Genomic DNA, 17,048 nt, shown 5'->3' with positions numbered 1-17,048 from the left:
CCTACCGCGAGTACCCGCAGCCCGAGATGATCGAACGCGCCCGCGCCTTCCATGCCGACTTGCAGCGCCGCCGCACGGTGCGCGACTTCGACACCCGGCCGGTGCCGCGCGAGGTCATTGAAAGCTGCCTGCTGGCTGCCGGCACGGCCCCGTCGGGCGCCAACCAGCAGCCCTGGTTCTTCAGCGTCATCACCGACCCTGCACACAAGCAGCGCGTGCGTGAGGCGGCCGAGGCCGAGGAGCGCAGCTTCTACAACGAACGCGCGCCGCAGGAGTGGCTGGACGCGCTGGCACCGCTGGGCACCGACTGGAACAAGCCCTTCCTGGAAGAGGCGCCGGTGCTGATCGCCATCTTTGCGCAGAAGTACGGTGTCGATGCCGACGGCGAGAAGTTCAGCCACTACTACGTGCCCGAGTCGGTGGGCATCGCCTCGGGCTTCCTGATCGCGGCGCTGCACCACGCCGGGCTGGCGACGCTGACACACACGCCCAACCCGATGAGCTTTCTCAACAAGCTCTGCGGCCGGCCCAGCTCGGAAAAGCCCGTCATCCTGCTCGTCGTGGGCTACCCCAAGGCCGGCTGCCAGGTGCCGGTGCACGGCGGCATCAAGAAGCCGCTCGGCGCCATCGTGCACTGGATCGGAGCGGACCATGGCTGAGCCCCTCGCAGCGCGCTCGCTGGACTTCCTGGACCCTCGGCTGAAGGCCCTGTGCGCCACCTACCTGCAGGAAGCCCAGACACCCGGCGCCTCGGTCGCCATCGTCGCAGGAGACCGCGCCTACCACTTGGCCTACGGCGTGAAGTCGCTGCGCACGGGTGAGCCGATGACGGCCGCCACCGCCATCAACGTCGGCTCCTGCTCCAAGGCCTTCGTCTCTGCAGCCATGGCCTCGCTGGTGGCCGACAAGCTGGCCTCCTGGGACGATCCGGTGTCCAAGTGGGTGCCCGAGTTCCAGTTGCACGACGCCGCACTGACCCGGCAGGTCACGCTGCGCGACCTCAGCGGCAACCGGCTGGGCATCCCGCGGGCGGGGCTCGTCGAGTTCGGCTTCGATCCTTCGCAGTCGGCCGCCGCGGCCCTGGAAGGGTTGCGCCACACGGCGCCGGTGTGCGGGCTGCGCGAGCGGCACACCTACGTCAACGGCGGCCACACGGCCGTGGCACTGGCGGTGGGCCGCATCACCGGCCAGGGTTTCCTGCCCACCCTGCGCGAGCGCATCCTGGCCCCACTGGGCATGCACGCCACCAGCGGTGGCCTGGCGGCGCGCGACGCGCTGCCCGACCAGTCCGGCTGGCACTGCCTGGTGGACGGCAGCACCCAGGCCATCGACACGGTCTGCAGCGACTGGTACCTGGGCGGTGGCGGCATGTCGGTCAGTGGCGCCGACGCCTTGCAATGGCTGCGATTCCATCTGAACGGCGGCCTCGTCGACGGCCGGCAGATCGTGCCGCGCGAGGCCCTGCTGGAAACCCACACGCCGCAGATCGTGGCCTGGCCAGGCAAGGACATCATCAGCCTGTTCCACCCGGGCGCGCACATGGCCGCCTATGGGCTGGGCTGGGCGGTGACCGAGCTGGAAGGGCACCCTCTGGTCACCCACTCCGGCGGCGACTTCGGCATCGCCGCGATGACGCTGCTGTTCCCGCGCGACGGCATCGGCATCGCCTGCTACTGCAACTCGTCGGGCCGCGGGACGGTGCCGCTGCCTTATGCGCTGGCAGCCTGCCTGCTGGGCCTGAAGCCGCGCGACTGGAAAGCCTACTTCGAAGCCGCCATGCCCGCCGGCGCGCCGGCAGCGGCGGTTGCTGCATCCGGCACGACCACGGAACCCGGCATCCATGCGGGCCGCTATTCGCATCCAGCCGACGGCGAGTTGCTGATCGAACGCGACGGCAACAGCCTGAAGGGCAACTTCCTGCGTGGCTATCGCATGGCCTTCACCGCCGCACCGGTTGGGGATCGGCGCTTCGTCATCCACTACGAGAGCCCGGAGTGGCGCTCGCTCACGGCCGTCGACAAACCCCTGCTGGTCTTCGACGCCGTCGACGGGTCCAGCACCACGGTCGACTGGGTGGTCGGCCCGTACTCGCGGCGATTCACGCGCGATGCTTGATCTCGTCTTTCGCCACTGCAGCGTGATCGATGGCGGCCAGACGCCCCGCAACGTACTGCAGGCGGGCCCTGGTGGCGCTTCAAGCGTTCAGTCGGATAGCTCAGCCTCCATGGCGCGCGCGGCGCGCGTGGTCCGCACATAGCCACGCCCGCAAAGCAGCATCAGTCCAGCGGCGATCATCAATGCGGTCGTGGAGGTGGCGGTCATCGCCAGCAACAGGCCATCGGGACGCGGCTTCAGCGCATCGGAGATGGCGCCCACCACGGCAGGGCTGAGCGAGCCGAGCACCATGTTGAGCATGATGACCAGCGAAATCAGCCGCGCACGCAAGGGCTGCGGCGTCATCTCTTGCAGTGCCGTTGGGAAGACCATCGTGCCGGCCATCAGGAAGGTGTGGTGAAGGGCCATCAGTGTGAACAGCTCCACCGGCGTTCTCGCCAGGTAGAGCGTTGCGGCAAAAACGCCGCTGGCTGCCGCGGCGAAGGCCAGCACGCGCACGGGCAACAGCGGGCCCAGCTTCGGCGCCAACCATTTCATGCCCACATTGGCGATCAACAGCCCGACTCCCGCTGACACGAACGTGGCGATGCCCATCGCATTGCCCAGCTCCAGTGAACTCATGCCCATCTGGCGCATGGCCACCGCCGGGATGAATGCGCCTGTGGCGCCAAAGCCGAACACCAGCAACCCCACCGACAACATGAAGGTGATCAACGTGAAGCGCTGGCTGCGCAGGAATGGCCAAACGGTCGGCTTGTCTGCGGGAGCCACGGCCGGTTTTCCATCCGCCAGCACGGCCAACGTGCGCTTGCCGATGGGCAACAACAAGATCATCGGCACGAACACGATGCCCGGCAGCGCTGTGGCAAAGAATGCCAGACGCCAGGTCGGCAAGGCTTGCAGCACATCGGGCAACAGGTGCCGCCAGAGGTCGATGGCGTGGATCATCCACCCGCACATGGCGATGATCAGGCCCACAACCAGCCGCCCGGTGACGATGAACAAAGAATTGGCCAACTGCCGCTGGCCGCCGCGGAACAGCTCTGGGATCAAGGCATAGGCGATGGGCAGCAAGCCGGCCTCGGCCGCACCCACCAGGGAGCTGGCAAGGAAGAGCTGGTTGAAGTCATCCGCCAGGCCACAAGTGCCTACAGCCAGGCTCCAGACGGCGATGCAGCCGGCCAAGACCTTGCGGCGGTCAAAGCGGTCTGACAGCCAGGCGATGGGGTAGCCCACCACGGCCGCAAACAAGGCCACACTGACCCCCTGCAACAAGCCAAACTGCAGGTCAGTCAGCCCCAGCGCCTTGCGCAAGGGCTCGGCCTGCAAGCCGAAGATCTGCCGGTCCATGTAGGTGTACAGACCCAGGGCCACCAGCACCAGCAGGCTGGCCCATGCCGACACCGGTGCTCGCGTGGCGGCGGCGCCCTCTGGCAGTGGAACGGCTGCCTCAGTGGATGCGGCCATGGCGTTGCTCCAGTTGTGCACGCAGTGCGTTGGTGGACAAGGGTTCGCCGGTGGCTTGTTTCAGCATGGCATCCAGATCGTGGCGCGCACCCTGTTGCCAGATGCGCGGGGCGAGCCATTCACCGATGGGCCTGCAGTTGCCACCCGCCACCTGGGCTTGCAGGTCTGGCACTTCACGCCGCAGGGCAGCGAAGCATTGCGCCGCCACCATCGCCCCCAGCAGGTAGGCCGGGAAGTAGCCGAACATGCCATGCACCCAGTGCGGGTCTTGCAAGGGGCCTTGGCTGAAGGTGGCCTGTGGTCCCACACCCAACGAAGCCTGCATGCGCTCGTGCCACCAGGCGGGCACGTCATCCACGCCAATCTCGCCCGCCACAAGCGCCTGCTCGATTTCAACGCGAACGATGACGTGCAGCGGGTAGGTCAACTCGTCGGCCGCCACGCGGATGGGGCCGGGCCGGATGCGCTGCATCAGCCGCGCCAGGTTGCCCGGTTCGAACGCCGGTTGTGAACCGAAGGCCTGGTGCAGCAGTGGCGACAGCAGTTGGCAGAAGGCGGGCTCGGGTGCCAGTTGGCGCTCAAAGATCAAGGCCTGGCCTTCGTGCAGGGCGGCCGAGTGGGGCCCTGCCAGCGGCTGGCCCAGCCAGTCCCGTGGCAGGTTCTGCTGGTAACGCGCATGCCCCGTCTCGTGGATGGTGCCCATCAGGGCCGGCAGGAAGTTGGCCTCGTCGAAGCGCGTGGCCATGCGCACGTCTTCGGGCACGCCGCCGGTGAAGGGGTGCTGCGTGGTGTCCAGGCGGCCGGCATCAAAATCAAAGCGCAGCAAGGCCATCACGTGTTCGCACAACCGTTGCTGTGCTGAAGCCGGGAAGGGGCCGACGGGCTCCAACGGAGGCGGCGAGTTGGCCTGCGCAGCCAAGGCCTTTTCAAGCAGCGGCGGCAGCCACGCCTGAACCTGCGAAAACAAGGCGTTGACCTGAGTCATGCGCAGCCCCGGCTCCCAACGCTCCAGCAAGGCGTCCATGGGCTGCAGTCCCAAGGCATCACCCAGCCGCGCGGCGGCTTCTCGCGTCACGGCCACCACCGGCGCCCAGGCGTCGGAAAAGGTGTCCCAGTTGTTGTCCTGCCGAGCCCGCCCCCAGGCCTGCATGGCCGCACCGGTAGCAAGTTCACGGCGCTCGGCCAGGGCAGCGGGAATCGCGGCTTCTATGCGGCGCGCCTGGCGCATGCGCGCGAAGTTCAGCGCCGCATCGCCCTGCAAGGACTCTTGAGCGGCGGCCTCGAACTGCCGGGCGAGCGTGGGATCGGCCTGCAACTGCTTGATCAACACCGCCAACGCCGCCTGCGCCGCCGCGCGAGCAGGCCCGCCGGCGGGCGGCATGTGGGTCATGCGATCCCAGGTGGCGATGGCCTGCACATGCTCCAGGTCATGCACGCGTCGGTGGTGCGCCACCAGGGCGTCATAGGCAGGCGACGGGCTCATTCAGACCTCTCGGCAGTCGGATGGCGGCAGCACCGTGTCTAGCGCCGAAAGGCGAAGCGCACGCCACGCGCGATGCCTGCGGGCGGCACCATGTTGTGGTCGTCGCCTTCGTGCACCACGGTTTCAACATGCCAGCCGGGGGATGCGAGCGCCGTGAGCCTGGCCCCAAGCTCCACCGTGTTGGGCACCATGCGGCACTCTTCGGTCATGTCGCGGAAGTCTTGCTCGCTGGCGGGCAGGCCGGGGACGAAGCGCGTGGTCGATTCCAGCGCGCCGACCGTGATGAGTGCCCGGGTCCTGGCTTGCCCAGCTAGCACCCGCTCGCTGAAGGCGGCTTCGTGCTTCAGCACGGCGCAGTCGTTCCACCAGATCGACGGGCTGATGGCCACGAATTGTTGGAACGACGCCGTGTGGCGGAACAGCGCGTGCAGCGTCGTCAGCCCACCCAGCGAATGGCCCATCAGCACCTGCTCCTGCCGGTTGATGGCCACCATCGCCTCGACTCGCGGCTTGACCTCTTCCTCAATGACGCGGAAGTAGTTGTCCATGCCGCCAAAACCTTCGGACGACCGGGGCATCTTCGCGATGAAGCCCTTCTTCAACCGCTCTTCGGAGATCGGCGTCGTCAGGTCGATCATGCGCAGGTCCAGCGCAGTGTTGACGCTGTCGGTGGGGTAACCGATGCCCACGACAACAGGGTCGATCACATCGGGCCAGCAAGCCTGGATGCGGGCGGTCTCGACCGCAATGCCGAAGTGAAGGTTGCCGTCGATCAGGTAGACCACCGCATGCCCCTCGGGCGGTGTTGGCCGCCGCGTGGGGATGGACACAAACAGCCGATAGGCACGGCCGTTGACTTTCGAGGTGAAGTCGATGACGCGGGCATTCAGGGCCATCTCGGCAGTGGGCGTGGTGCTCTTCGCAGCTTCCATGGGGTGTTTCCCGGTAGGGGTGGGGGATGGGTCGTGTGGCAGTGGCGCGGTCAGCCCCACAGAGCGCGCTCAGGCGGCTGCAGGATGCCGCGGTGGAAGGCCATCGCCGCAGCGCGGTCGCCCACCTGCAGCAAGGGTCCGTCCAGATCGGCCCATCGGGCGAGCTGGGCCACCAGGAAGGCCGGTGCCATGCCCAAGGAGGTGCCGCACATGTTGCCCACCATCAATTCGAACCCCAGCGACTGCGCCGCGTGCGTCAAGGCCAGCGCCTCGGTTAAGCCACCGCACTTGTCGAGCTTGATGTTCACGGCCTGATAGCGGCCTTGCAGGGCGGGCAACGACGATCGGTCGGTGCAGGATTCGTCGGCGCAGATGGGGATCGGCGAGTGCAGGCCAGCCAGTGCAGCATCCTCACCACGTGGCAGCGGTTGCTCGATGAGCTCGACGCCTGCGGCGAGCAGCCCGTCCATCAGCTCCGACAGCAGCCTTGCCGTCCACGATTGATTGGCGTCGACCAAGATGCGGGCGTCGGGCAATTCGTCGCGCACGATGCGCAGGAACTCGAGATGGCGGTGCGCGTCCAGCTTGAGCTTGATGAGCGGCAGACCGCGCGCCGCGCGGGCTTTGCGTCGAACGTCGTCGGGGCTGCCCAGCCCCAGCGTGAAGGCGGTGATCACGGGTTGGAGTGCCGGCAGGCCGGCCGACTTCCAGGCCGGGACGCCAGTCTGCTTGGCGCGCAGGTCCCACAGCGCGCAGTCGAGCGCGTTGCGTGCGCCACCGGCGGGCATCAGCCGCAGCAGATCTCCCCAGATCAAGTCGTCGAGCAGTTGCGCGGCCACCGCATCAATCTGCGCTGCCATCGATGCCGGCGTTTCGCCGTCGTAGTCCACGCCTGCCGCTTCGGCGCGGCCCGTGCGGCCAGCGCTGTCGCTCAGCTTGAGCGAGATCAGGGGCAGGTCGTGCATCACCTCGCGGGCAATCTCGAAGGGCTCGCGCAGCGGCCAGTGCTCGATGGCAAGCTCGACACGCAAGCTCATGCCAACAGGGCCCGGGCAATGGCATCCACGCCGCCACGCATGGGATCACAAACGGGCAGGCCCAGTTCTTCAGCCACCGCCTGGCGATAGTGCGTCCATTCCAAGTCGCCAAGCGTGGACGAGTTGATGGCCACGCCTACGCAGCGCACGGCAGGATTGGTCAGTTGCGCGGCCTCTACGTAGCGGCGGATGGACTCCCGCAGGCTGGGCAAGGGGATGTGCGGATAGTCCTCGATCGTGGTGCGCGAAGGGTCGTGGCAGAGCACCAGGGCGTCAGGCTGTGAGCCGTGCAGCAGACCCAGGGTTACACCCGCATAGGCCGGGTGGAACAGGGCGCCTTGGCCCTCGATCACGTCCCAATGGTCGGCCGCGTTGTCGGGCGACAGCTGCTCGGCTGCGCCGGCGATGAAATCGGCCACCACGGCGTCGATGGCGATGCCTTCGCCGGCAATCATGATGCCGGTTTGGCCGGTGGCACGGAAGCTGGCCTTCGCGCCGCAGGCCTGCAGCGCCTGGGTCAGGGCCAACGCGGTGTACTTCTTGCCCAGCGCGCAGTCGGTTCCCACCGTCAACACGCGCAGGCCGCTGCGCTTGCGGCCCGTGCCGGTGGGCAAAAGCCTGTCGCTGTGACGAACGTTCACCAGCCGAGCACCGCAGCGGGTCGCTGCAGCGGCCAAGGCGGGATGGCTCTCCAGCCGCGTGTGCATGCCGCTGACGATGTCCAGCCCCGCGTCCAAGGCCTGCACCAGGGTCGGCACCCAGGACTCCGGCAACTGGCCGCCCACTGGCGCCACGCCGATCAGCAAGGAGCCTGCGCCCCGCGCCGCTGCGTCTGCAGGTGCGATCACCGGCAGGCCCAGGCTCACGGTGGCCTGGGGCAAAGCCCATTGGCCGATCACGTCGGCGGGGCACCAGTCGCGCAGGCCGAAGCCGGTCTTGGCATCCGACTTCAGCGTGACGCCGCCAAGAAACAGGAGATAGGGCTTTCGCAGACTGAGCATGAGGTGGATATTATTTCATCCACCGACTGACGTAAAGCCGAGATTCGCCCTCAGGGCATAGTGAGGTTGCAGCGCCTTACAACGGTGGTGTGTTGGCGCTGACCACGACCGCCTCGGCATCGCTCACGTTGCGGAAGCGATGCGGCAGGCGGCTGGAGAAGAGGTAGCCGTCGCCCGGCCCCAACACTTTGGCAACGCCGCCGACCGTGACTTCGACCTGCCCCTGAATCACAACGCCGCCCTCGTCGCCCTGGTGGCTGTATGGCTGCGCGGCCGTCTCTGCACCGGGCGCATAACGCTCCAGCAACACCTGCAGAGGGCGACCCTTGAGGTTGTGCCCAACCTGCAGCAGCGAGATGCCGCCGGCACCAACTTCAAGCAACTCATCGCGCTTGAAGAAGATTTGCGTCTCGACCTCCGGATCGATTGAGAAGAACTCCGACAGCGTCATCGGCAGGCTGTCCAGGATCTTGCGCAACGAGCCGACCGAGGGCGAGATCGTTTCCTTCTCGATGCAGCCAATGGTGCCGTGGTTGAGGCCTGCGCGGCGCGCAAGTTCACGCTGAGACAGGCCGTGCAGCTCGCGAACGTAGCGCAGCCGCGCGCCGACGCCGGCCGAAGGCTCAACATCGGGCAGCTCGGTGCCCGACTTCGTAGCAGCGCCGGCCTCGACTGCAGAGATCGCCCTGGTGGCGGCCGACTTCTTGCGGGGCTTGGCTTCTGGCGTCGTCTTGGTCTTCATGGGGGCAATGGCATTTCGAGGTGGCATGGCAAGTTTAGCGACCACCCTGCAGGCCTTGCCCTGGCTCCTGTCAGTGGCTAGGATACTGAACACTGCCCCGGACCCCCATGCACGAAACAACACCCCTGCCCGCTGCACTGGCCGCCACCCTGGCCGACAAGGCGCCCGAATTCGGCATCCCGGGGTTGGCGATCAGCCTGGTGGCGCCAGGGCGCCAGAGTGTCTTCACCACGGGCGTCGAAGCCCCGGGCTCCGAACGGCCAGTGACCGCCAACACCTGGTTCTCGGTGGCTTCCCTGGGCAAGCATGTCACCGCGTGCGCAGTGCTGGACCTGGCCCAGGCCGGTGCTTTGGACCTGGAAGCACCCATCTGCCGCTACCTGACCGACCTGCCGGCCGCCTGGCGGCAGCGGCCCGTGCTGTCCTTGCTGCGGCACACCAGCGGCCTGCCCGAGTACCTGGCCTATACCGAGTGCGAGACCGTCCCTGAAAGGCGCGACGACTTCATGCGCACCTACGGCGCCATGGCCACGGCGTTCGAACCCGACGAGGGCTGGATCTACACCAACACCAACTACATCCTGCTCGGCTTCCTGATCGCCCAGTTGGCGGGGCGTCCCTACGCCGCCGCCGTGCAGTCGCTGTTCGACCGGGTGGGCTGTGTGGGTGCCACAGTGGCCAGCCCGCAATGGACCCGGGACGCCAACGTGCAGGGCCTGGGCCCTGCGGGCCGCGATGGGGCCAGTGCCCAGCGCGAGGTGATTGGTGATGGTGACATCTCCTTCACGGCGCAAGGCGCGCTGGTCTGGCTGCAGGCCCTGTTGGGCCAACGGCTGCTGTCGGCGGCGAGCATGAATACGATGCTCGCGCCCGCGCCACTGCGCACGTCCAGACCCTCGCCCTATGGGTGCGGCTGGTTTGTCGACACCCTGCGTGGATCTGACATCGTTCACCATGCGGGCCACTACGACGGTTGGACGGCCATGGCCGTTCTGGCACCCGTCCAGGGCTGCGGCGTGGTGGCCATGTGCAACCTGGCGCCGCGCAATACGCGGGCGGTGCGGTACCTGGCGCAACTTGCGCTGGAAAGCTTCGCGCCCGGCAGCACGCCCCTGTCGCTGCACCCCATTGCGGATGACTCGCCGGCCCTCACTGCCAGGATCAAGTCGCAGTTGTTTCGCAACGGCACCGCGCTGGATCGAGACTGCTTTGCCGACGAACTGCTGCACGTGGTGGCCCATGGCAGTGCGGTGCGCAATGTCATCAACCTGTGGACGGGCGTCGAACCGCTGGCCTTTGACCTGGTGGAGCAGCAACGCCACGCTACCCACAGCTTGCGACGCTACCGCATCTGCTACCCCGAACGTGTCGAGCACCTGCAGGTGGGCACCACGCCGCAGGACAAGATCTACTGGGCCTGGCCGCTCTGAGCGAGCAGCGCACTGCGCACGGTCCGCGCGAGCGTGGCCACCCCTTGGGCGATCCGCTCTGGGGGTTCGGTGACGAAGGACAGCCGCAGTGCGTGCTGGACGGGCTTGCCCGCGAAGAACGCGGCGCCTGGAAGAAAGCTCAGGCCTTGCTCGATAGCCCGCGGCAGCAAAGCCGCCGTGTCGACCTGCGAAGCCAGCGTCAGCCAGAAGAACATGCCACCTTCCGGCGCCCGCCACGTGGCGAGATCGGGCATGTGTGTGTGCAATGCCTGAGCCATGGCGTCCCGACCGAGGCGGTAGCGCTGACGCACGCTGTCGAGGTGGTCTTCCAGCATGCCCGTCTTCAACAGGTCGAGCACCAGGTGCTGCGCCAAGGTCGAGCTGTGCATGTCGGCCGCCTGTTTGGCCTGCACCAGCAGTTGGTGCACCGGCAGGGGCGACACCACGTAGCCCAGGCGCAAGCCCGGCGCCAGCACCTTGGAGAACGAACCCAAGTAGATGGAGCCTTCGGGCCAGTGTGCGGCCAGCGGTGCGGGTGGCGGCTGGTCGAACCACAGGTCACCGTAGGGGTCGTCCTCAAGCAGCGGCAGGCCCAGTGCTTGTGCCCGGGCTGCGATCTGCACCCGACGTGCTTGCGGAATGCAGCGCCCTGTGGGGTTCTGGAAGCTGGGCAGGAGGTACAGCGCCCTGGCGTCGGCCACCGCCTGCAGGCGATCTGGCAACGGCCCGTCTTCGTCGCAGGCGACCTCCACCGCTTCGGCCTCATAGGGCGCAAAGGCCTGCAGTGCACCCAGGTAGGTGGGCGACTCGACGGCCACCCGAGCGCTGGCTTCCAGCAGCGCTTTGGCCACCAGGTCCAGCCCCTGCTGCGATCCGCTGGTGATGAGAACTTGTTCGGCCAGAACCGCCAGGCCGCGCTCGCGCAGCCGTGCCGCCACCCATTCGCGCAGGCCCGGCAGCCCTTCGGTGGTGGTGTACTGCAGCGCCTCGCGGGGGGCCCGGGAGAGCACCCGGTGCGACGCGGCGCGCAAGGCTTCGGCAGGGAAGCCATCAGCCGACGGCAAGCCGCCGCCCAGCGACACCAGAGCCGGGCGCCCCATGAGCTTCATCAGCTCCAGGATCATGGAGGGCGCGATTCGACGTGTGCGGTGCGCAAACCTGAAGATGGGAGTGGTCATATCGGCTGCCACATGTTGTCTATTAAATACACCATCAAGGACTCCAGCGAGTGATCGTATGGCGGAAGTCCGGGGATGAATCGCCTCACATCGAAGAGCATCAGACCTGTTGACGGATAGTATATTGAACACTAGCATGATGCGACCCATCCCATCACCAAGGACCGGACCGCATGGACACGCGCACACTGAAAGTCTTGCTGACCCCGATTGCCGCAGTGTTGGCCACTTGGCCGGCAATGGCCCAGACCACGGGCGACGTGTCGATTGACAAGCAGGTGGTCGAGGTCACAGCGTCCAAGCGCAAGCAGTTGGTCATCGATGTGCCGTACTCGATCACTGCCATTGGCGGCAGCGAGATCGCCGACCGCGGCGTCACCGATATCCAGCAGATGCAGTCGGTGGTGCCATCGCTTTTCATCAACCAGAACGCACCGGGCGCCAGCCGCATCCAACTGCGGGGCCTGTCGCAAGGCGTGGGCTACGGCGCCGCGCTGGTCGGTACCTATCTTGACGAGGTCTCGCTGAACATGCCGGACGCGCAGCGCTCGCTCGACGTTCCCTTGGTCGACATGGCCCGCATTGAAGTGTTGCGGGGGCCGCAAGGCACGCTGTACGGCGATGGTTCGATGGGCGGCACCATCCGTTTCATCACGCGGGCGCCGCGGCTGGACAAGTTCGAAGGCAGTGTTGAAGCCGGTTTCGGCCAACTGACCGGCGGCCAGACGGGCTGGCGCGCCAATGGCGTGGTGAACGTGCCTTTGGCTACGGGCGTCGCGGGCCTACGACTCGTGGCCGGCCACGAAGACCTGCCGGGCTGGGTGGACAATAGCGCAAACGGTGCCAAGGACATCAACAGCGCCAAGCGCGATTTCCTGCGTGGCAAGTTGCTGGTGAAGCCAAGCGCGAATGTCGACGTGACGGCGATGTACTTCCACACCGAAACCGACACCAAGAACAATTCCGGTTCGAACGCCGATCGCACCATCGCTTCCTTCATTGCGTCGCCGACCAAGGACAAGACCGACCTTTTCAACCTGGTGGTTAGCGCCGATCTGGGCAGCGTACGATTGGTCAGCTCCACCGGCTACCTGAATCGCAAGATCGACACCACTGCCGAACTGACGGCCGTATACGCTGGCCTGCCCTTCAAGGCGCTGATACTGCCCCTGCCCACTTCCGGCGGCGCCTACCGGCAAGAGATGTCGCAAAAGATCACAACCCAGGAGATTCGCCTGGAGTCGGATGACAAGGGGCCCCTGACCTGGACGGCGGGGGCCTACTACCGCAAGACCGACACGCATTCCGTCACCTCGGACGTGTGGACCGACACCACGTTCCGCCTGCAAGGTGGTTTCGATGGCACCGGCCCCACCAACGTCACACAGACGGCCCTTTTTGGCGAACTGACGTACGCCCTGTCGCCTCAGTTGTCACTGACCGGCGGCCTGCGCTCGTTCAAGGAGAAGGCGGAGAACGTCGGCTCCAAGTTGCCGTCTGGCTTTGCGCCCCCAGGCACGCCTTCGACCCTCTTCAACGACCAAGCGGAGTTCAGTGCCACGACGCCCCGGCTGAACATGCTGTGGCGCTATTCACCCAAGGGCGCGCTCTATGCAACGGCCTCCAAGGGCTTCCGAAGCGGTGGCTTCAATTCCACGGCAACGCCGCGCAACTACGGGCCTGAGGACATTGTCAGCGTGGAGATCGGCAATCGAGGGTCCTTGTTTGGCGACGTGCTGCAGTACGAAGTGGCGGCGTACCACAGCAAATACAGCAACGTGCAGGCGCAAGACCTGGCACCTGGCTGCACGCCCGCAACCTGTCAGGCGCTCACGGTCAACTCCGGCAGGGCATCTGGGCCGGGTATGGACATCACGCTGTCGGCGGCGCTGACCAAGTCCATGACACTTGATGTGGCGCTGGGTTATTCGGATCTCACCTACGACGTGAAGACCGCTGAGCGCAACCAGGGCGACCCCTTGAACTTCGTGCCCAAGACGACAGCGTCGGTTTCTCTGAGCCAACGGTTCAGCTGGGTGGCCGGGTTGCCTGGCATGGTCCGGCTCGACTATCAGCACTCCGATCCCGTCAAGTTCATTGTCCGCAATCAAGGTGTGAACGCCAGCAGCAGCAACATCGATACGCTGAACGCACGCATCGGGGTGGAACTGCGCACCTGGCAGGTCTACCTGGAAGGCAAGAACCTCACCAATGCAAATGGCGTGACCTTCCCGGGAATCTTCGGCCTGCCGGACTTTAGAGTGGCGCCGCGATCGATCGGGGTGTTGGCGCGAGCCCAGTTCTAGAACCGGGCGGGCAGGTGATGGGCCGCGTCATCACGATCGCGGCTGCTCAACTCGGTCCGGTGTCGCGCGACACGTCGCGTGGCGCGGTTGTCGACCGCATGATCGTGCTCATGGACCAGGCGGCACGCGTTCGTGCGACGCTGGTCGTGTTTCCCGAACTGGCGTTGACCACGTTCTTCCCGCGCTGGGCGATCGAAGACGATTCAGTGCTCGATGGCTTCTTTGAATCCTCGATGCCAGGCCGAGACACCCAGCCACTGTTCGCCGCGGCGCGACGGCTCCAGCTGGGCCTGTGCTTCGGCTACGCTGAACTCGCCGGGCAGGCCGGCAGACTTCGGCGATTCAACAGTTCGGCGCTGGTTGGGCCTGATGGCGGCCTGATCGGGCACTACCGCAAGGTGCACCTGCCCGGCGACCGCGAGCCGCAACCAGGCTTTGAGCACCAGCACCTCGAGAAGCGCTACTTTGAGACCGGGGGTCTGGGGTTTCCGGTCTGGCGTGGTTTCGGTGGCATCGTCGGCATGCTGATCTGCAACGACCGTCGCTGGCCCGAAGCTTGGCGGGTGCTGGGCCTGCAGGGTGTCGAGCTCGTGCTCGTGGGCTACAACACGCCGCTTCAGAACCCCGAGGCGCCGCAGCACGACCCACTGGTGCGCTTTCACCATCGGCTGGTGATGCAGGCGGGCGCCTACCAGAACGCCACCTGGGCGGTGGCCGTCGCCAAGGGCGGCGTCGAAGAAGGTCAAGCCATGCTTGCAGACACGTTCATCGTCGCACCTTCGGGTGAGATCGTGGCGCACTCACACACGCAAGGTGACGAGTTGGTTGTGGCCGAGTGCGACCTGGATCGAGCGCATTCGTACAAGACCACGATCTTCGATTTCGCGGCCCATCGCAAGCCCCAGGCCTACAGCCAAATCACTGAATACACAGGTGCGGTGCCGCCGCCTTGACCGCCGCGAAATCGGCGCCGCTATCGCAGAGTCTCCATCAACCGCATCAACAACCGGGTGCGCGGAATGATGCTGCTGATGTAGAGCCGCTCGTCCAGGGTGTGGCCGCCATCGCCATCCACGCCCAGGCCGTCGAGCGTGGGCGCAATGGCGGCGGTGAAGTTGCCGTCACTGCCGCCGCCGGTCTTCAGGTCGATCAGCTCGAAGCCGATCTCGGCCGCCAGCCCTTTGGCATGTTCGTACAGCGCTGCGATCCCGGGTGTCTTTTCGTAGCCTGGCCGGTTGATGCCGCCCTCTACGGTCAGCGTGACGCCTTCGAGATGCGGTTTGAGGTCTCGGATGCGTCGCACGATCTCCTCGCCGATCTCGGGGTTGGGCATGCGCACATCCACGTCCACTGTTGCGGTGTCGGGCACCACGTTGGAACGCGTGCCGCCCTTGATCAGGCCCACACTGACGGTGAGCTCGCGCGCGTAATCAGTCATCGCTTCCAGCGCCAGCACTTGGTGCGCAATCTCGTGGATGGCGTTGCGACCGAGGTGGTGTTCGACGCCAGCGTGGGCCGCCACGCCATGGGCTGTGACCTTGAACTGGGCGCAGCCCTTGCGTGCGGTGACGATCTTGCCGCCCGAGCGTGCCGGCTCGGTGACCAGCACGTACTTCGCACGCCGCGCCTCGCGTTCGATGTGCTCGCGCGAAGTGTCGCTGCCCATCTCCTCGTCGCTGACCATCAGGTGCCGCACCGGCAGGTGCGTCTTCAGGCCGGCCCTGCCTATCTGGCGCAGGGCGACCAGCGCCAGGTAGGTGCCGCCCTTCATGTCCTCGGCGCCTGGGCCATAGGCACGGTCGCCCTCGATGCGGAACGGCAAAGGCCCGGCCAGTGTGCCGATGGGATGCACCGTGTCGATGTGGCTCAGGATCAGCAGGCCCGGGCCGGCCGCAGCCTCGGGTGGGCAGTGCCTGTCGTCTGTCGCCAGCACGTGGTCGCCAAACCCGTCCCTGCCAGCAATGCGCTCGACCCGCGCGCCAATGGCTTCATAGTCGGCTTGCACACGGGCTGCCATGCGCGCCATGCCCTCGGGGTTGTCGGTCGGGCTTTCGATTTCGATCCAGGCGCGGATGCCGGCCAGTATTTCGTCCACATTCAAGGGCTGGGCGCTTGTCATCAAAGGCTCCAAAGAGAATGCTGCGTAGACAGCAGGAATACATGGATAGTATATTGTCCACATGCTTGCACTGTTGACTTCACTGAGCCGCTGCACTCCAAGACTTGAGGGCATTGGACACCGCCCACATCGCCAAGCGTGGCGATGTGCATCCGGCAGCATGCACACTTTCTCCACGGGCTGTGTCGCGCGCGCAATCCCTGGATCACTGTGAACAGACAGTCAGCCCCACCAGACCCACGATGAAGACCGCTCTTGACATCATCCTGGAAAGCCGGGTGTGGGACAACCAGGGCTGCATGCCTTTGCGGCCGCATGACACCCGCTTCTTGCCACAGCTGGCGCGCTGCCGTGCGGCGGGGTTAGACCACATCTCGCTGAACGTCGGCTTTGGCGACGACGGTATCGAGCAGCACCTGCGCATGATCGCCAGCTTCCGGCACGGGTTGGCCGAGCGTGCCACTTACTACACCATGGTGCGCACGGTGGATGACATCGAATCGGCTCGGAACAGCGGCAAGCTGGCAGTGAGCTTCGACATCGAGGGTGCCAACGCCGTTGCTGATCAGATCAGTCTGGTTCAGCTTTACTGCGACCTTGGCGTGCGCTGGATGCTGCTGGCCTACAACAGCAACAGCGCCGATGCTGGGGGCTGCCAAGACGACGACTGTGGCCTCACGGACTTTGGCCGCCGGCTGATCGACGAGATGACGCGCGTGGGCATGGTGGTGTGCCGCAGTCATCTGGGCAGCCTCAGCGCGCAGGAGGTGCTTGACTACGCACCAGGGCCGGTGATCTTTTCGCACTCCATCCCCAGCGCTGTGCGGCCGCACCCGCGCAATGTCTCGGACGCCCTGATGCGTGCCTGTTCGGCCAAGGGCGGTGTGGTGGGAATCAATGGCGTGGGCCCGTTTTTGGGTGACAACGACACCCGCAGCGAGACCTTTGTGCGCCACGTCGACTACGCCGTGCAGCTGATCGGGCCACAGCATGTGGCGCTGGGCCTGGGCCATGTCGTCGACCAGGCCGAGGTGGACGCCGGCATGGCAGCCATGAAAGGCCTGTTTCCGCCTGAACTGGCTTATGACAAGGGCATGAACTTCGTTCAGCCCGAACAGTTGGAGGCCATCGTCGATGGTTTGCTTCGACTGGTTTACGCCGAAGGCGACCTGCGGTCCATCCTGAATGGCAACTTGACGCGCATTGCTCGGCAGGTCTGGAAAGAGCCGGCATGACAG

14 protein-coding genes are annotated in these 17,048 nt (G+C 66.0%); 6 read left to right on the top strand and 8 right to left on the bottom strand.

Going from position 1 to position 17,048, the window contains the following annotated elements:
* The first annotated feature begins 26 nt into the window (after positions 1-26).
* Positions 27-659: a nitroreductase family protein gene (locus tag KA711_13190; GenBank protein ID MCM0609923.1), complete on the top strand. Its 633-nt coding sequence runs from the start codon at positions 27-29 to the stop codon at positions 657-659.
* The gene (locus KA711_13185; GenBank protein ID MCM0609922.1) at positions 652-2,115 is read left to right on the top strand and encodes a beta-lactamase family protein; all 1,464 of its coding nucleotides are present in this window, start codon (positions 652-654) and stop codon (positions 2,113-2,115) included. The genes KA711_13190 and KA711_13185 overlap by 8 nt, the downstream gene beginning before the upstream one ends.
* Before the next feature lie 87 nt (positions 2,116-2,202).
* Here the strand turns inward: KA711_13185 and KA711_13180 are convergent, their stop codons facing one another.
* From KA711_13180 to KA711_13155, 6 genes are all read right to left on the bottom strand, one after another.
* A complete protein-coding gene (locus tag KA711_13180; protein ID MCM0609921.1) occupies positions 2,203-3,582 on the bottom strand; it encodes an MFS transporter in 1,380 nt (459 codons plus the stop codon).
* A complete protein-coding gene (locus KA711_13175) occupies positions 3,566-5,065 on the bottom strand; it encodes a carboxypeptidase M32 (protein ID MCM0609920.1) in 1,500 nt (499 codons plus the stop codon). Before KA711_13175 ends, KA711_13180 begins: the two co-directional genes overlap by 17 nt.
* Before the next feature lie 38 nt (positions 5,066-5,103).
* Positions 5,104-6,057 carry an alpha/beta hydrolase gene (locus tag KA711_13170; protein ID MCM0609919.1) on the bottom strand — a complete coding sequence of 318 codons (954 nt, stop codon included), beginning with the start codon at positions 6,055-6,057 and terminating at the stop codon, positions 5,104-5,106.
* Positions 6,048-7,034: a dipeptide epimerase gene (locus tag KA711_13165; GenBank protein ID MCM0609918.1), complete on the bottom strand. Its 987-nt coding sequence runs from the start codon at positions 7,032-7,034 to the stop codon at positions 6,048-6,050. The genes KA711_13170 and KA711_13165 overlap by 10 nt, the downstream gene beginning before the upstream one ends.
* Positions 7,031-8,035 carry a DUF1611 domain-containing protein gene (locus KA711_13160; GenBank protein MCM0609917.1) on the bottom strand — a complete coding sequence of 335 codons (1,005 nt, stop codon included), beginning with the start codon at positions 8,033-8,035 and terminating at the stop codon, positions 7,031-7,033. Before KA711_13160 ends, KA711_13165 begins: the two co-directional genes overlap by 4 nt.
* Positions 8,036-8,111: 76 nt before the next feature.
* Positions 8,112-8,777 carry a cupin domain-containing protein gene (locus tag KA711_13155; GenBank protein MCM0609916.1) on the bottom strand — a complete coding sequence of 222 codons (666 nt, stop codon included), beginning with the start codon at positions 8,775-8,777 and terminating at the stop codon, positions 8,112-8,114.
* A gap of 107 nt (positions 8,778-8,884) precedes the next feature.
* On the opposite strand from KA711_13155, the gene KA711_13150 reads away from it, so the two are divergent.
* Positions 8,885-10,207: a beta-lactamase family protein gene (locus KA711_13150; protein ID MCM0609915.1), complete on the top strand. Its 1,323-nt coding sequence runs from the start codon at positions 8,885-8,887 to the stop codon at positions 10,205-10,207.
* Here KA711_13150 and KA711_13145 read toward each other — a convergent pair.
* Positions 10,186-11,385: a PLP-dependent aminotransferase family protein gene (locus tag KA711_13145; GenBank protein ID MCM0609914.1), complete on the bottom strand. Its 1,200-nt coding sequence runs from the start codon at positions 11,383-11,385 to the stop codon at positions 10,186-10,188. The two genes, KA711_13150 and KA711_13145, sit on opposite strands and share 22 nt — an antisense overlap.
* Before the next feature lie 173 nt (positions 11,386-11,558).
* Between KA711_13145 and KA711_13140 the strand changes: the two genes are divergently transcribed.
* Together KA711_13140 and KA711_13135 are read left to right on the top strand one after the other, a co-directional pair.
* Entirely contained in the window at positions 11,559-13,691 is a 2,133-nt protein-coding gene (locus KA711_13140) for a TonB-dependent receptor (protein ID MCM0609913.1), read from the top strand.
* 17 nt (positions 13,692-13,708) lie between these two features.
* Positions 13,709-14,644, top strand: a complete 936-nt coding sequence (locus tag KA711_13135; GenBank protein MCM0609912.1) for an N-carbamoyl-D-amino-acid hydrolase — start codon at positions 13,709-13,711, stop codon at positions 14,642-14,644.
* 20 nt (positions 14,645-14,664) lie between these two features.
* Here the strand turns inward: KA711_13135 and KA711_13130 are convergent, their stop codons facing one another.
* Positions 14,665-15,810: a M20 family metallopeptidase gene (locus tag KA711_13130; protein MCM0609911.1), complete on the bottom strand. Its 1,146-nt coding sequence runs from the start codon at positions 15,808-15,810 to the stop codon at positions 14,665-14,667.
* 113 nt (positions 15,811-15,923) lie between these two features.
* Between KA711_13130 and KA711_13125 the strand changes: the two genes are divergently transcribed.
* On the top strand, positions 15,924-17,045 hold the full coding sequence (locus tag KA711_13125) for a membrane dipeptidase (GenBank protein ID MCM0609910.1): 1,122 nt from the start codon (positions 15,924-15,926) through the stop codon (positions 17,043-17,045).
* Positions 17,046-17,048 lie beyond the last annotated feature (3 nt).

Source organism: Ideonella sp. WA131b, assembly GCA_023657425.1.
Lineage (GTDB): Bacteria > Pseudomonadota > Gammaproteobacteria > Burkholderiales > Burkholderiaceae_C > Rubrivivax.
The sequence above is the reverse complement of the archived record's forward strand: the minus strand, read 5'-3'. Positions and strand labels throughout refer to the sequence as shown.

What these genes read in the sequence shown, in the direction of transcription:
- KA711_13190 (MCM0609923.1), top strand. Translation starts at nt 27, where the DNA reads ATGATCGAACGCGCCCGCGCCTTCCATGCCGACTTGCAGCGCCGCCGC.
- KA711_13185 (MCM0609922.1), top strand. Translation starts at nt 652, where the DNA reads ATGGCTGAGCCCCTCGCAGCGCGCTCGCTGGACTTCCTGGACCCTCGG.
- KA711_13180 (MCM0609921.1), bottom strand. Translation starts at nt 3,582, where the DNA reads ATGGCCGCATCCACTGAGGCAGCCGTTCCACTGCCAGAGGGCGCCGCC.
- KA711_13175 (MCM0609920.1), bottom strand. Translation starts at nt 5,065, where the DNA reads ATGAGCCCGTCGCCTGCCTATGACGCCCTGGTGGCGCACCACCGACGC.
- KA711_13165 (MCM0609918.1), bottom strand. Translation starts at nt 7,034, where the DNA reads ATGAGCTTGCGTGTCGAGCTTGCCATCGAGCACTGGCCGCTGCGCGAG.
- KA711_13160 (MCM0609917.1), bottom strand. Translation starts at nt 8,035, where the DNA reads ATGCTCAGTCTGCGAAAGCCCTATCTCCTGTTTCTTGGCGGCGTCACG.
- KA711_13155 (MCM0609916.1), bottom strand. Translation starts at nt 8,777, where the DNA reads ATGAAGACCAAGACGACGCCAGAAGCCAAGCCCCGCAAGAAGTCGGCC.
- KA711_13150 (MCM0609915.1), top strand. Translation starts at nt 8,885, where the DNA reads ATGCACGAAACAACACCCCTGCCCGCTGCACTGGCCGCCACCCTGGCC.
- KA711_13145 (MCM0609914.1), bottom strand. Translation starts at nt 11,385, where the DNA reads ATGACCACTCCCATCTTCAGGTTTGCGCACCGCACACGTCGAATCGCG.
- KA711_13140 (MCM0609913.1), top strand. Translation starts at nt 11,559, where the DNA reads ATGGACACGCGCACACTGAAAGTCTTGCTGACCCCGATTGCCGCAGTG.
- KA711_13135 (MCM0609912.1), top strand. Translation starts at nt 13,709, where the DNA reads ATGGGCCGCGTCATCACGATCGCGGCTGCTCAACTCGGTCCGGTGTCG.
- KA711_13130 (MCM0609911.1), bottom strand. Translation starts at nt 15,810, where the DNA reads ATGACAAGCGCCCAGCCCTTGAATGTGGACGAAATACTGGCCGGCATC.